General features: G+C 46.1%; 20 protein-coding genes. 1 reads left to right on the top strand and 19 read right to left on the bottom strand.

From position 1 onward, the window contains the following. Positions 1–24: 24 nt before the first annotated feature. From rpsN to rpsJ, 15 genes are all read right to left on the bottom strand, one after another. The gene (gene rpsN / locus P5V12_RS00825) at positions 25–330 is read right to left on the bottom strand and encodes a 30S ribosomal protein S14 (protein WP_316955338.1); all 306 of its coding nucleotides are present in this window, start codon (positions 328–330) and stop codon (positions 25–27) included. Between the two features lie 14 nt (positions 331–344). Next, on the bottom strand, positions 345–884 hold the full coding sequence (rplE, locus tag P5V12_RS00820; protein WP_316955337.1) for a 50S ribosomal protein L5: 540 nt from the start codon (positions 882–884) through the stop codon (positions 345–347). A gap of 18 nt (positions 885–902) precedes the next feature. Further along, positions 903–1,220, bottom strand: coding sequence for a 50S ribosomal protein L24 (gene rplX / locus P5V12_RS00815; RefSeq protein ID WP_316955336.1), 318 nt, complete (start codon positions 1,218–1,220; stop codon positions 903–905). Positions 1,221–1,248: 28 nt separating this feature from the next. Continuing rightward, positions 1,249–1,617: a 50S ribosomal protein L14 gene (gene rplN / locus P5V12_RS00810; RefSeq protein ID WP_316955335.1), complete on the bottom strand. Its 369-nt coding sequence runs from the start codon at positions 1,615–1,617 to the stop codon at positions 1,249–1,251. 13 nt (positions 1,618–1,630) lie between these two features. Continuing rightward, positions 1,631–1,897 carry a 30S ribosomal protein S17 gene (rpsQ, locus tag P5V12_RS00805; protein WP_316955334.1) on the bottom strand — a complete coding sequence of 89 codons (267 nt, stop codon included), beginning with the start codon at positions 1,895–1,897 and terminating at the stop codon, positions 1,631–1,633. Between the two features lie 9 nt (positions 1,898–1,906). Beyond that, the gene (gene rpmC / locus P5V12_RS00800) at positions 1,907–2,107 is read right to left on the bottom strand and encodes a 50S ribosomal protein L29 (protein WP_316955333.1); all 201 of its coding nucleotides are present in this window, start codon (positions 2,105–2,107) and stop codon (positions 1,907–1,909) included. Then, a complete protein-coding gene (rplP, locus tag P5V12_RS00795) occupies positions 2,107–2,520 on the bottom strand; it encodes a 50S ribosomal protein L16 (protein ID WP_316955332.1) in 414 nt (137 codons plus the stop codon). Before rplP ends, rpmC begins: the two co-directional genes overlap by 1 nt. Before the next feature lie 38 nt (positions 2,521–2,558). Then, the gene (rpsC, locus tag P5V12_RS00790; protein WP_316955331.1) at positions 2,559–3,239 is read right to left on the bottom strand and encodes a 30S ribosomal protein S3; all 681 of its coding nucleotides are present in this window, start codon (positions 3,237–3,239) and stop codon (positions 2,559–2,561) included. A gap of 12 nt (positions 3,240–3,251) precedes the next feature. Beyond that, positions 3,252–3,584, bottom strand: coding sequence for a 50S ribosomal protein L22 (gene rplV, locus P5V12_RS00785; RefSeq protein WP_316955330.1), 333 nt, complete (start codon positions 3,582–3,584; stop codon positions 3,252–3,254). Positions 3,585–3,604: 20 nt separating this feature from the next. Beyond that, positions 3,605–3,880: a 30S ribosomal protein S19 gene (rpsS, locus tag P5V12_RS00780; RefSeq protein WP_316955329.1), complete on the bottom strand. Its 276-nt coding sequence runs from the start codon at positions 3,878–3,880 to the stop codon at positions 3,605–3,607. Positions 3,881–3,932: 52 nt separating this feature from the next. Further along, positions 3,933–4,760 (bottom strand): 50S ribosomal protein L2, encoded by an 828-nt coding sequence (gene rplB, locus P5V12_RS00775; protein WP_316955328.1) that lies wholly within the window; start codon positions 4,758–4,760, stop codon positions 3,933–3,935. 13 nt (positions 4,761–4,773) lie between these two features. Beyond that, positions 4,774–5,070: a 50S ribosomal protein L23 gene (gene rplW, locus P5V12_RS00770; RefSeq protein ID WP_316955327.1), complete on the bottom strand. Its 297-nt coding sequence runs from the start codon at positions 5,068–5,070 to the stop codon at positions 4,774–4,776. After that, positions 5,067–5,681 carry a 50S ribosomal protein L4 gene (gene rplD / locus P5V12_RS00765; RefSeq protein WP_316955326.1) on the bottom strand — a complete coding sequence of 205 codons (615 nt, stop codon included), beginning with the start codon at positions 5,679–5,681 and terminating at the stop codon, positions 5,067–5,069. The genes rplW and rplD overlap by 4 nt, the downstream gene beginning before the upstream one ends. Before the next feature lie 20 nt (positions 5,682–5,701). Continuing rightward, a complete protein-coding gene (rplC, locus tag P5V12_RS00760; protein ID WP_316955325.1) occupies positions 5,702–6,346 on the bottom strand; it encodes a 50S ribosomal protein L3 in 645 nt (214 codons plus the stop codon). Between the two features lie 106 nt (positions 6,347–6,452). Further along, positions 6,453–6,764: a 30S ribosomal protein S10 gene (gene rpsJ, locus P5V12_RS00755; protein WP_085158858.1), complete on the bottom strand. Its 312-nt coding sequence runs from the start codon at positions 6,762–6,764 to the stop codon at positions 6,453–6,455. 384 nt (positions 6,765–7,148) lie between these two features. On the opposite strand from rpsJ, the gene fusA (P5V12_RS00750) reads away from it, so the two are divergent. Next, positions 7,149–9,239, top strand: coding sequence for an elongation factor G (fusA, locus tag P5V12_RS00750; protein ID WP_316955324.1), 2,091 nt, complete (start codon positions 7,149–7,151; stop codon positions 9,237–9,239). Between the two features lie 644 nt (positions 9,240–9,883). Here fusA (P5V12_RS00750) and tuf read toward each other — a convergent pair. From tuf to rpsL, 4 genes are all read right to left on the bottom strand, one after another. Further along, positions 9,884–11,107: an elongation factor Tu gene (gene tuf / locus P5V12_RS00745; protein ID WP_316955323.1), complete on the bottom strand. Its 1,224-nt coding sequence runs from the start codon at positions 11,105–11,107 to the stop codon at positions 9,884–9,886. Between the two features lie 90 nt (positions 11,108–11,197). Beyond that, positions 11,198–13,309 carry an elongation factor G gene (gene fusA / locus P5V12_RS00740; protein ID WP_316955322.1) on the bottom strand — a complete coding sequence of 704 codons (2,112 nt, stop codon included), beginning with the start codon at positions 13,307–13,309 and terminating at the stop codon, positions 11,198–11,200. Between the two features lie 155 nt (positions 13,310–13,464). Next, positions 13,465–13,935, bottom strand: coding sequence for a 30S ribosomal protein S7 (rpsG, locus tag P5V12_RS00735; protein ID WP_316955321.1), 471 nt, complete (start codon positions 13,933–13,935; stop codon positions 13,465–13,467). 110 nt (positions 13,936–14,045) lie between these two features. Continuing rightward, a complete protein-coding gene (rpsL, locus tag P5V12_RS00730; RefSeq protein WP_316955320.1) occupies positions 14,046–14,417 on the bottom strand; it encodes a 30S ribosomal protein S12 in 372 nt (123 codons plus the stop codon). Position 14,418 lies beyond the last annotated feature (1 nt).

Below are 14,418 nucleotides of genomic sequence, written 5' to 3'. Positions count from 1 at the left end.
AAATTTGCTCCTATCTCCCCTGGATTACCAGCTAGCTTTAACTAGACCAGGGACGTCGCCGCGCATGGCAGCTTCACGCAATTTGTTACGACAAAGTCCAAACTTTCTGTAAACAGCGTGTGGACGACCAGTCACTCGACAACGACGCTGTTGGCGAGCAGGGCTTGCGTCACGAGGTAATTTCTGTAGCTTCAAAGTCGCTTCCCAAACTTGATCCTCTGAGGATGCTGGGCTGCTAATAATCGCTTTAAGCTCGGCACGCTTAGCCGCATGTTTTGTTACTGCTTTTGCGCGCTTAACTTCGCGAGCAATCATAGATTTTTTTGCCATTGCTCTCTAAGCTCCTAGCCTTTAAACGGGAAGTTGAATGCTTTTAACAACGCTCGACCTTCATCGTTGGTACGTGCTGTTGTGGAGATACAAATATCCAACCCGCGCAACTTGTCGATCTTGTCGTAGTCAATCTCAGGGAAAATGATTTGCTCATTCACACCCATAGAGAAGTTTCCACGACCATCAAACTGCTTACCGCTAATGCCACGGAAGTCACGAATACGCGGAATAGAGATGTTGATCAAACGATCAAGGAACTCATACATTCTGTCTTGACGTAGAGTTACTTTACAACCAACAGGCCAACCTTCACGAACCTTAAAGCCCGCGATAGATTTACGCGCTTTAGTGATTACAGGTTTTTGACCAGCAATTTTCTCTAGATCGCTTACTGCGCTCTCTAAAACTTTCTTATCGCCGATAGCTTCGCCAACACCCATATTAAGGGTGATTTTAGTAATACGTGGAATTTCCATCGCATTAGCAAGACCTAGCTCTTCTTTAAGCTTTGCAGCGATTTCGTTTTTGTAAATTTCTTTCAACCTAGCCATGATATAAACTCAATCCGCCTACGCGTCTACAGCTTCACCGTTGGATTTGAAAACACGAATCTTGTTTCCATCTTCCAACACTTTGAATCCAACTCGATCGGCTTTCTGCGTGCTCGGGTTGTAGATTGCAACGTTTGACACCTGAATAGGTGATTCTTTTTCTACGATACCGCCTGCAACACCCATTTGAGGGTTTGGCTTCTGGTGCTTTTTAATCATTTGCACACCAGACACAATCAAGCGATTGTCAGGAAGCACGCGATTTACTTTGCCGCGCTTACCTTTGTCTTTGCCAGCGATAACGATAACTTCATCGTTTCGTTTAATCTTACGCATTTGCTTTTCCTCTAAACCTTGTCGCCGACTAAAGTACTTCAGGCGCCAAAGAGACGATCTTCATAAACTTTTCACCACGAAGCTCGCGGGTTACTGGGCCAAAAATACGAGTCCCAACCGGTGCATCCTGGTTATTCAGTAGAACTGCCGCGTTATCGTCAAAACGAATTAGCGAACCGTCTGGACGACGAACACCTTTCTTCGTTCTTACAACAACGGCCTTCATCACCTGGCCTTTTTTTACTTTACCGCGAGGAATTGCTTCTTTAACGGTAACTTTAATAATGTCTCCAACGCGAGCGTAGCGACGATGTGAGCCGCCCAACACTTTGATACACATAACGCGGCGGGCACCACTGTTATCAGCAACGTCAAGATAACTTTCTGTCTGGATCATCGTCTATCTCCAACTAGATCTTAGTCGCGCGTTCGTCGATTGAAACCAGAGTCCAAGACTTGGTTTTAGACAACGGACGACACTCAGCGATAGTAACTAAATCACCGATGTTACATTCGTTTTTCTCGTCGTGAGCCTTCAACTTAGAAGATTTACTGACGTACTTTCCGTAAATCGGATGCTTAACACGGCGCTCGATTAACACAGTAACCGACTTATCCATTTTATCGCTAACTACTTTCCCGCTAAGGGTACGAGCTTCTTTTTTAACTTCAGACATATCTCTACCTTACGCCTCGCTTGCAGCGTTCTTTTGAGCGAGAACGGTTTTGATACGCGCGATATCGCGACGTGTTTGTTTTAACAAATGTGTTTGGTTCAATTGACCAGTCGACTTTTGCATGCGGAGTTTAAACTGAGATTCCAATTGAGAAATCAACTCTGCGTTCAACTCTTCAACTGATTTATCTTTAAGATCTGCAGCTTTCATTACATCACCGTACGCTTAACAAAAGTTGTTTTAACTGGCAACTTAGCTGCCGCTAACGCGAAAGCTTCGCGTGCTAGCTCTTCAGATACGCCTTCCATTTCATATAAAACGCGACCAGGCTGAAGTTGGCATACCCAGTATTCAACGTTACCCTTACCTTTACCTTGACGAACTTCCAAAGGCTTTTCAGTAATTGGCTTGTCTGGGAAAACACGAATCCAGATTTTACCGCCACGTTTTACGTGACGAGTCATTGCACGACGAGCAGCCTCAATTTGACGAGCAGTTAAACGACCACGCTCAAGACACTTTAAGCCGAACTCGCCAAAGCTAACCTTAGAGCCACGGTGGGCCAATCCACGGTTACGCCCTTTTTGTTGCTTGCGAAATTTTGTACGTTTTGGTTGCAGCATTTGCTTAACCCTTACCTAAATCTCTAACACCAGAACAATTAATTGTTCTTAGCACCTTTTTTCTTTTGAGTTGGCTCAGCTTCTTCTAAGCCGCCGATAACTTCGCCTTTGAAGATCCAAACTTTGACACCGATGATGCCATAAGTTGTAGAAGCTTCGGCGGTAGCGTAATCAATATCTGCACGAAGTGTGTGAAGAGGTACTCGACCTTCTCGATACCATTCAGTACGAGCAATTTCTGCACCGCCCAAACGACCACCCACCTGTACTTTTACGCCTTTTGCACCTTGGCGCATTGCGTTTTGTACCGCACGTTTCATAGCACGACGGAACATAACACGGCGCTCAAGTTGCGAAGCAACGCTTTGAGCAGCAAGAGCAGCATCCAAATCTGGTTTACGAATTTCTTCGATATTGATTTGAACAGGAACGTTCATCATCTTGCTAACTTCGGCGCGAAGCTTTTCAACATCCTCGCCTTTTTTACCAATTACAACACCAGGGCGAGCAGTGTGAATCGTTACTCTTGCAGTATTCGCCGGACGCTCAATATCAATTCGGCTAACCGATGCATGAGCTAACGACTTTTGAATAAGATCTCGAACCTGCAAGTCCTCGTTCAACTTATCTGCGTACTCTAACTTGTTCGCATACCAAGTTGATGTATGCTTTTTAACAATACCAAGTCGAATACCAGTTGGATGTACTTTTTGACCCATAAGTCCGCTCTCTTATTGATCCGCTACTTTCACGGTAATATGGCAAGTGCGCTTAAGAATGCGGTCTGCACGACCTTTCGCACGCGGCCTAATACGCTTCATAGTTAAACCTTCGTCCACAAAAATAGTGGACACCCTTAGCTCGTCGACGTCAGCGCCTTCGTTGTGCTCTGCGTTTGCAATTGCAGACTCCAGTACCTTTTTAACGATATGTGCACCTTTCTTTGTGCTAAACGTTAGAAGGTCTAGAGCTTCCTCAACGGATTTGCCACGAATTTGATCGGCAACCAAGCGAGCTTTTTGTGCTGACATGCCAGCACCTTTTAATTTTGCTGCTACTTCCATCGTTCTACCCCGCCAAGCTACTAGCGCTTCGCTTTTTTGTCTGCTGCGTGACCCTTATAGGTACGAGTCGCCGCAAATTCACCTAGTTTATGACCAACCATTTCTTCGTTAACCAACACAGGTACGTGTTGACGGCCGTTATGTACAGCAATGGTCAGACCCACCATATTTGGAAGAATCATTGAACGACGTGACCAAGTTTTAATTGGACGACGATCATTCTTTTCTACTGCTGTCTCCACTTTAGCCAACAAGTGGTGATCAATAAAAGGACCTTTCTTCAGTGAACGTGGCACTGTAACTTCCTCTCTTTTAAACCCGGCTGAGCCAGAGCTCAGCCCTTAAAAATTACTTTTTATTTCGGTGACGTACAATCAGCTTATCAGTACGCTTATTGCTACGAGTCTTATAACCCTTAGTAGGCACACCCCAAGGCGTCACAGGATGACGACCACCGGAAGTACGACCTTCACCACCACCATGCGGGTGATCTACCGGGTTCATAGCAACACCACGAACAGTTGGACGAACACCACGCCAACGAGTAGCACCAGCCTTACCAAGAGAGCGCAAGTTGTGCTCACCATTGGATACTTCACCTAGTGTTGCACGACAATCAACAGGAACCTTACGCATTTCACCACTACGTAAACGTAGAGATGCATGCTGACCTTCTCTTGCAACAAGCTGAACGGAAGTACCAGCAGATCGCGCTAACTGAGCACCTTTACCTGGCTTCAATTCCACACAGTGAATAATTGAACCAACAGGAATGTTGCGAATAGGAAGTGTATTCCCCAATTTAATCGCTGCAGCATCACCGGATTCAATCTGCTGACCAACCTCTAAACCTTTAGGAGCGATAATGTATCGACGCTCACCATCGGCATAGCAAACTAGAGCAATGTTTGCGCTGCGATTTGGATCGTATTCGAGACGTTCAACCTTCGCAGGAATTGCATCTTTATTACGCTTAAAGTCGATAACGCGGTAATGCTGTTTATGACCACCACCTACGTGACGAGTAGTGATTCGACCATCATTATTACGGCCACCAGACTTGCTCTTTTTCTCAAGCAAAGGCGCATAAGGCTTACCTTTATGCAAATCCGGATTAACAACACTTACTACGAAGCGGCGACCGGCTGACGTGGGTTTACGTTTTACAATCGGCATGTGTACCCGCTCCTTATTCCGCTATCGCAAAGTCGATTTCTTGACCTTGCTCTAAACGCACATAAGCTTTTTTCCAATCCGAACGCTTCCCCATACCGTGGCGCGTACGCTTGGTTTTACCTTTTACGTTTAAAACCCGGACGTCTTCAACTTTGACATCAAATAATTTTTCTACCGCTGCACTGATTTCTTGCTTGGTAGCATTCTTAAGCACTTTAAACACAACCTGATTTGAATCTTCTGCAACGATCGCAGATTTTTCAGAAATCACAGGTCCTAGCAAGACTTTGTATAGCTTTTCCTGACTCATGCTAATGCCTCCTCTAGCTTCTTAAGAGCAGACACAGTCACAACAACTTTCTCAAAACGAATCAAGCTCACTGGATCAACACCAGCAACATCACGAACTTCAACTTTGTGCAAGTTACGTGCTGCCAAATATAAGTTTTCACTCACTTCATCTGACACGATCAACACGTCTGACAAGTCATACTGAGCCAGCTTGTGCACCAAACCTTTTGTTTTCGGCGCCTCTACATCAAACTCTTCAACCACAACCAAACGAGACTGACGATTCAACTCAGAAAGAATGCAGCGCAATGCAGCGCGGTACATTTTCTTGTTGAGCTTCTGCTCAAAGTTGCGATTTTCTGCAGCAAACGTTACACCACCTGAACGCCACAACGGACTACGAATTGTCCCCGCACGCGCCCGGCCGGTACCTTTCTGACGGAAAGGCTTTCTACCACCACCAGAAACCGCAGAACGATTTTTTTGACCTTTTGTACCCTGACGAGCCGCTGCTGTATAAGCAACAACCGCCTGATGCACTAGATCTTCATTAAACTCTTTACCAAAAGCCACCTCAGATACTGAAACCGTACCCTTAGCACCTTCAGGCGTAGCAATACTTAATTCCATGGTCGACTCCCCCAGGATACTTAACCGTTGTTACGCAACTTAACAGCAGGACGAACAATGATGTCGCCACCTGGAGCTCCAGGCACTGCCCCTTTTATAAGAAGCAAGTTACGCTCAACATCGACCTTAACGATCTCAAGGTTTTGAGTCGTTGTACGCTCAGCACCCATGTGACCAGCCATTTTTTTACCTTTAAAAACGCGACCTGGAGTTTGGCACTGACCAATAGAACCAGGAGCACGGTGCGATAATGAGTTACCGTGAGTTGCGTCTTGCATACGGAAGTTCCAACGCTTTACGCCGCCTTGAAACCCTTTACCTTTTGATGTGCCCGTTACGTCAACTTTCTGTCCAGCTTCAAAAGCTTCAACAGTAATTTGACCACCAACTTCAAACTCACCGCCAAGATCATTACGCAATTCGAATAGTCTACGACCTGCTTCGCTTTGCGCCTTAGCGTAGTGACCAGAAACTGGCTTATTAACACGGGAGGCTCGACGAGACCCTACAGCTACCTGCACAGCAGAATAACCATCGGTTTCTACGTTCTTAACCTGAGTGATGCGGTTAGGCTCTACCTCAACCACAGTGACAGGAACAGAATTACCTTCTTCTGTAAATATACGAGTCATACCGCTTTTGCGGCCGACAATACCAATCGTCATCTCTTAAACCTCTCAGTGTACGGGGCTTTAACCCGCTATGGCCGCCCATTTCAGAGCGTTACACCACCTTTTGAGCATTATTGCCAAAAAGCAAAAAGTGGAGTTATTAGCCCAGACTGATTTGAACCTCAACACCAGCCGCAAGATCTAATTTCATCAATGCGTCTACTGTTTTCTCTGTAGGTTCCACTATATCCAGCAACCTTTTATAGGTGCGAATTTCATACTGATCTCGCGCGTCTTTGTTTACGTGCGGCGAAATCAAAACAGTAAAACGCTCTTTGCGAGTAGGAAGAGGAATTGGACCTCTAACCTGAGCACCGGTGCGCTTTGCTGTATCAACAATCTCTTGTGTGGAAGCGTCAATCAACTTGTGATCGAAAGCTTTCAAACGAATTCGAATGCGCTGATTCTGCATCTGAACCAAACTCCAGTTTTTTTAAAGAACAATCGCCGCACCCCAGACAGCCCGGAGCCGTGCGAAATGAGCGCGCATTCTAGAGACTGAGAAAAGGAGTGTCAAGGACAATATATTAAAAAAAGCGTAAAAAACGCTCGCAAAACAGGCCGAGCACAACGATATCCAGCCAAGCTCAGCTCGCAACAGGAATGACAATCTTGCTTCTTTATATATAGCCAACCACCCTGCCGCAACCATTCCCCCTAAAAACCAGAAAAAATCAACCTTAAGCGCTTCTTTTGCAGGACTTCAGCCACATTTACCTGAAATTCTATTCAAAACCACCCTGAACATCCTGTATACTTCCGCGCGATTTTTGAACCCTGACTATCGAGTAAAGCAATGGCTGACTTATCCTTATATCGAAACATTGGTATTTTCGCGCACGTTGACGCGGGAAAAACCACCTCCACTGAGCGTATTCTTAAGCTCACAGGTAAAATTCATAAGACCGGTGAAGTTCACGATGGTGAATCTACTACAGACTTCATGGAACAGGAAGCTGAGCGTGGTATTACGATTCAGTCCGCCGCTACAACCTGTTTCTGGAAAGGCCATCGCCTAAACGTCATCGACACCCCAGGGCACGTTGACTTTACTGTCGAAGTTTACCGTTCCCTTAAAGTTCTTGATGGTGGTATTGGCGTATTCTGTGGCTCCGGCGGCGTTGAACCACAATCCGAAACAAACTGGCGCTACGCAAACGAATCAGAAGTTTCCCGACTTATCTTTGTTAACAAACTGGATCGCCTAGGCGCAGACTTCTACCGAGTTGTTGAGCAAGTTAAAAAAGTGCTCGGCGCTACGCCACTTGTTATGACCCTGCCAATTGGCACCGAAGATGATTTTGTGGGTGTTGTAGACGTCCTAACCAAGAAAGCTTACATCTGGGACGACACAGGCCTACCAGAAAACTTCGAAATCACCGATGTCCCAGAAGACATGGTGGAAAAAACTAATGAGTACCACGAGCAGCTCATCGAAACAGCTGTTGAGATGGACGACGAGCTAATGATGGCATACATGGAAGGCGAAGAACCTTCTATAGATGACCTTAAGCGCTGCATCCGCGAAGGCACACGCACTCTTGCGTTCTTCCCAACCTTCTGCGGCTCCGCCTTTAAAAACAAAGGTATGCAACTAATACTGGATGCGGTAGTTGATTACTTACCCTCACCTACCGAGGTTGATCCTCAGCCGCTTACCGACGAAAAAGGTGAGCCAACAGGTGATGTAGCAATAGTTAGCGCCGACGAGCCTCTTCGTGCACTTGCATTTAAGATTATGGACGACCGCTTCGGCGCTCTAACCTTCATCCGTATTTACTCGGGCAAAATGCAAAAAGGCGATACCGTACTCAACAGCTACACAGGTAAAACTGAGCGTATCGGCCGAATGGTAGAGATGCACGCTGATCAACGTACAGAAATCAGTTCCGCACAAGCTGGCGATATCATCGCAGTAGTAGGCATGAAGAACGTTCAGACCGGTCACACACTGTGCGATCCAAACAAGCCATGTACACTTGAGCCAATGATCTTCCCTGAACCAGTGATCTCTATCGCTGTTTCGCCAAAGGATAAAGGCTCGACAGAAAAAATGGGTATTGCTATCGGCAAGCTTGTTTCTGAAGACCCTTCCTTTGTTGTTGAAACTGACGAAGACTCCGGTGAGACCATCCTTAAAGGTATGGGTGAGCTTCACTTAGATATTAAAGTGGACATTCTTAAGCGCACATACGGCGTTGAACTAAACGTAGGTCAACCTCAAGTTGCATACCGAGAAACCATTACTCAATCAGTTGAAGACAGCTACACCCACAAGAAGCAATCTGGTGGTTCCGGTCAGTACGGTAAGATTGACTACCGCATTCGTCCAAATGAACCTGGTACTGGCTTCACATTCGAATCCACCGTTGTGGGCGGTAATGTTCCTAAGGAATTCTTCCCTGCCATTGAGAAAGGCTTCAATAGCATGATGCAAGAAGGCCCACTTGCCGGCTTCCCAATGCTGGATGTTCACGTAGAGCTATATGATGGTTCATACCACGCAGTTGACTCCTCGGCGATTGCTTTTGAAATTGCAGCTAAAGGCGCATACCGTCAGTCCATGCCTAAGGCTGGCCCACAACTGATCGAACCAATCATGAAAGTTGACGTGTTTACACCAGAAGATCACGTTGGTGATGTTATTGGTGACTTAAACCGTCGTCGCGGCATGATCAAGGATCAAGAAGCTGGTGTAACGGGTGTTCGCATTAAAGCTGACGTTCCTCTAGCAGAAATGTTCGGCTACATTGGTCACCTACGTACTATGACTTCTGGTCGTGGTCAGTTCTCTATGGAATTCTCTCATTACCTACCATGCCCTGCTCAGGTAGCTGAAGAAGTTATTGCCAAAGAGAAAGAAAAGAAAGAAGCAGCCAAAAAGTAAATCTCTCGATTTTTCTGCTGCAAAGCAGTCCTTTGAAAAGCACCCTTTATGGGTGCTTTTTTATTACCTCTCAACCCCATACAGCTAAGCGACCTATCTTCCTGCCTCCATTCAAAATCAATCCAAACCACCCTTAACTACAGTCTGTTCACACGCAAAAAAAGCCGGATATAGCGACCTTTTTAATCAAAACAAATAAATGACAGCTCAAGATTTTTTCAACGCACGCTTACCAAGCCGCGATATTTTTGAACACCAAAACGGATAGAGCCTATTACACAAGCATGAAAAAAGGCTGCACAAGGCAGCCTTTTTTATTAAAGATCAGTGATTATTCAATGATCTTAACAACAACACCCGCACCCACTGTACGACCTGTTACTCCGGGCATGCTGCCCTACACCCTACGGGAGAACCTGCGGCTCTTCAACAACTTTGCAGGGAACAAAGTTGCATTGCGAAGCAACCCTTGTGGTGAATACCATGGATGGTATTCATGAATTTGCTCCGGGCACTTTTGTCACGGCACCCAAAGCACTCGCTTTGCTCGTGGGGCATGCTAATGTCGATCCATTCAGACGGTCGCACAACAGACACAAAAAAAGCCGCAAAAGCGGCTTTTTTTGTGTAGTTCAAATCAACGATTATTCGATGATCTTAGCAACAACACCTGCACCCACTGTACGACCGCCTTCACGGATCGCAAAGCGTAGACCTTCGTCCATCGCAATTGGGCAGATCAAGGTTACTGACATTTGAATGTTGTCACCTGGCATTACCATTTCCACGCCTTCAGGTAGCTCACAAGCACCTGTTACGTCAGTTGTACGGAAGTAGAACTGTGGACGGTAGCCTTTGAAGAATGGCGTGTGACGACCACCTTCATCTTTAGATAGTACGTAAACCTCAGCTTCGAACTTAGTGTGAGGAGTGATCGAACCTGGCTTAGCCAATACTTGACCACGCTCCACTTCATCACGCTTGGTACCACGAAGAAGAACACCAACGTTCTCACCTGCACGGCCTTCGTCTAGAAGCTTACGGAACATTTCCACGCCGGTTACTGTTGTAGTTGTGGTCTCTTTAACACCGATAATCTCAACTTCTTCACCAACTTTAACAATACCGCGCTCAACACGACCTGTTACAACCGTACCACGACCTTGAATTGAGAATACGTCTTCGATTGGCATAATGAAGTCACCATCGATAGCACGCTCTGGCTCAGGAATGTACTCATCTAGAGTCTCAACCAATTTCTTAACCGCTGAAGTACCTAGTCCGTTATCGTCTTCACCGTTAAGTGCCATCAAAGCAGAACCAGCAATGATTGGTGTGTCGTCACCTGGGAATTCGTAAGTGTCTAGCAACTCACGTAGTTCCATTTCTACTAGCTCAAGCATCTCTGCGTATTCTTCTGAATCAACACCACCACAGTCTTCTGCAAGAAGGTCAGCTTTGTTCAAGAATACAACGATGTAAGGTACACCTACCTGACGAGAAAGAAGGATGTGCTCACGAGTTTGTGGCATTGGACCGTCAGTTGCACCACATACCAAAATAGCACCGTCCATTTGCGCAGCACCAGTGATCATGTTTTTAACATAGTCGGCGTGCCCTGGGCAGTCTACGTGCGCGTAGTGGCGAGTTGGCGAGTCGTATTCAACGTGAGACGTCGCAATAGTAATACCACGCTCTCTTTCTTCTGGCGCATTATCAATACCATCAAATGCTACAGCTGTTCCACCCCACACTTCTGCACATACGCGCGTCAGTGCCGCTGTCAAAGTCGTTTTACCGTGGTCAACGTGACCAATAGTACCTACGTTTACGTGGGGTTTATTACGTTCAAATTTTTCTTTAGCCACTTTCTGTGCCCTCTATTGTGAATTGCTGCCGGCAAGACTTCCTCAACAGAGGACAACGATAAAGCTTTGCAGGCAGGTTTAAGTTAAAAATTATTCGCCAGTTCTATTTTTAGCGATGATCTCATCTGCAACATTATTTGGCGCTTCAGCATAACGCTCAAACTCCATGGTGAATGTTGCACGCCCCTGAGTTGCCGAACGCAAATCAGTTGCGTAACCAAACATCTCAGCCAGAGGTACTTCTGCATTTACCACCTTACCAGATGGATTTTCATCCATACCTTGAATCAAACCACGACGACGATTCAAGTCACCGACAACATCCCCCATATTCTCTTCCGGGGTGACGACTTCAACTTTCATCATTGGCTCAAGCAACACGGCGCCACCTTCCTGGGCAAGCCTTTTTGTTGCCATAGAGGCGGCAATTTTAAATGCCATCTCGCTAGAGTCAACATCATGGTAAGAACCATCGTAAAGTGTTGCTTTTAATCCTAGCAACGGATAGCCCGCAAGAATACCATTCTGCATCTGCTCGGAAATACCTTTTTCCACAGCAGGGATATATTCTTTAGGCACAACACCACCGACAATTTCGTTTACAAACTCAAGACCTTCGGCATTAGTATCTTCCGCAGGCTCAAATTTAATCCAAACATGTCCAAACTGACCACGACCACCAGATTGACGGACAAATTTGCCTTCAATGTCACTGGTGCGCGTAATACGCTCGCGGTACGCCACTTGAGGCTTACCGATATTCGCTTCGACGCTAAATTCGCGCCTCATACGGTCAACAATAATATCCAGGTGAAGCTCACCCATACCGGAAATAATAGTTTGACCGGTTTCCTCATCGGTTTTTACTCGGAAGGACGGGTCTTCCTGAGCCAATTTACCCAAGGCTACACCCATCTTTTCCTGATCCGCCTTGGACCGAGGCTCTACTGCGACGGAGATAACGGGCTCTGGAAACTCCATACGCTCCAGGATAATCTTTGCATTTTCTGCACAAAGCGTATCGCCTGTAGTCACATCTTTTAGGCCAATTGCTGCGGCAATGTCACCGGCCAAAACCTCTTTAATTTCTTCGCGACTGTTGGAATGCATTTGCACCATACGGCCAACACGCTCTTTTTTACTCTTAACAGAGTTATATACTGCTGTCCCACTCTCCAATTTACCGGAATAAACACGGAAGAAAGTCAGCGTACCCACAAACGGGTCTGTCGCGATTTTAAACGCGAGTGCCGAGAAAGGCGCATTATCGTCCGCTTCACGCGTTTCGATAGTTTCTCCATCCTCTAGCGTACCTTCAATTGCCTTAACTTCAGTTGGCGCAGGTAAGTACTCAATAACCGCATCCAGCATTGCTTGAACACCCTTGTTCTTAAATGCTGAGCCACCGATTACAGGAACAATCTCATTTGCCAAGCAACGGGCACGAATACCCTGCTTAATTTCATCTTCTGAAAGCTCTCCCTCTTCCAGATATTTTTCCATCAATTCTTCTGAGGCTTCAGCTGCAGACTCGATTAAATACTCACGCATTTCTTCACACTCAGACACAAGGTCTGCTGGAATATCTGCGTAATCAAAAGTCATCCCCATGTCTTCTTCGTTCCACAGGATGGCTTTCATTTTGATCAGGTCAACAACGCCCTTAAATTCATCTTCAGCACCAATGGTCATTTGCAAAGGAACCGGGTTTGCTCCCAGGCGACTTTTTAACTGACTGACAACACTACGGAAGTCAGCACCGGCACGATCCATCTTATTAACGAACACCATGCGCGGTACATGGTATTTATTGGCTTGACGCCATACTGTTTCCGTTTGAGGCTGAACACCGGAAGAGCCACACAACACAACAACCGCACCATCCAACACCCTAAGAGAACGCTCAACTTCAATAGTGAAGTCCACGTGCCCCGGGGTATCAATGATATTGATTCGGTGCTGGTCGAATTGCTGTTGCATGCCAGCCCAAAAACACGTCGTTGCCGCAGAAGTGATTGTGATACCACGCTCCTGCTCTTGCTCCATCCAGTCCATAGTCGCGGCACCGTCATGCACCTCACCAATTTTGTGAGACAGACCCGTATAGAACAATACACGCTCAGTGGTAGTAGTCTTACCAGCATCCACGTGAGCACAAATTCCGATATTACGATAACGTGCAATAGGAGTTTTACGCGCCACGACTTTTATCCCCAATTAGATAACTTGAATAACACATCAAAGCCATCGAGACAGCTTCGACTAAAATCTGGACGTTTACACTCAATTTCAGTCGATATATAAACGTCAAAAAGGCAGCGAATAGTGCTGCCTTTTTTTGCGCCTTTAAATTCCGATTAGAAGCGGAAATGCGAGAAGGCTTTGTTGGCTTCCGCCATACGGTGGACATCTTCTCTTTTCTTAACGGCGGCCCCTTTGTTTTGTGAGGCATCAATTAGCTCACCAGCCAAACGTTGAGGCATGGATTTTTCACCACGGTTACGTGAGTACTCCACCAACCAACGCATTGCCAATGCAGTACGTCGAGCAGGACGAACTTCTACAGGCACCTGGTAAGTTGCACCACCAACACGGCGAGACTTAACCTCAACCAAGGGTGCAATGTTTTCCAAAGCTTCTTCAAACACCTCTAATGGGTCTTTGTTTAGCTTTTCTTTAACTGTGTCTAGAGCACCATACACGATGCGCTCAGCCACAGATTTTTTACCACTGATCATTACGTGGTTCATAAATTTTGCTAGCGTCACATTGCCAAATTTAGGATCTGGCAATACTTCACGCTTAGCAACAACTCTTCTTCTAGGCATGACTTCTACTCTGTTTAATTCAGGACTGTCCGAAACTCGCTTATGCTCAAATCACAAAAAACGCGGCTCGGCCTTACTGGTTTTTAAGCTTTAACGCAAAACTAAACGACTTACTTAGGACGTTTAGTACCATATTTAGAACGACCTTGTTTACGGTCATTCACACCTGAAGTATCCAGCGCACCACGTACAGTGTGATAACGCACACCTGGCAAGTCTTTTACACGACCGCCACGGATCAAGACAACACTATGCTCTTGCAAGTTATGTCCTTCACCACCGATGTATGAAGATACCTCAAAGCCGTTAGTCAAACGCACACGACAAACTTTACGTAGCGCAGAGTTTGGCTTCTTAGGTGTAGTGGTATATACACGAGTACATACACCACGACGCTGAGGACATGCTTGCAATGCACGTACGTCACTCGGCTGAACTTTGCGTTTTCTCGGCTTACGAACCAACTGGTTGATCGTTGCCATG

Origin of the sequence: Teredinibacter sp. KSP-S5-2, from assembly GCF_032773895.1 — a bacterium.
Taxonomy (GTDB): domain Bacteria; phylum Pseudomonadota; class Gammaproteobacteria; order Pseudomonadales; family Cellvibrionaceae.
This window is presented reverse-complemented; position numbering and strand designations above follow the sequence as displayed.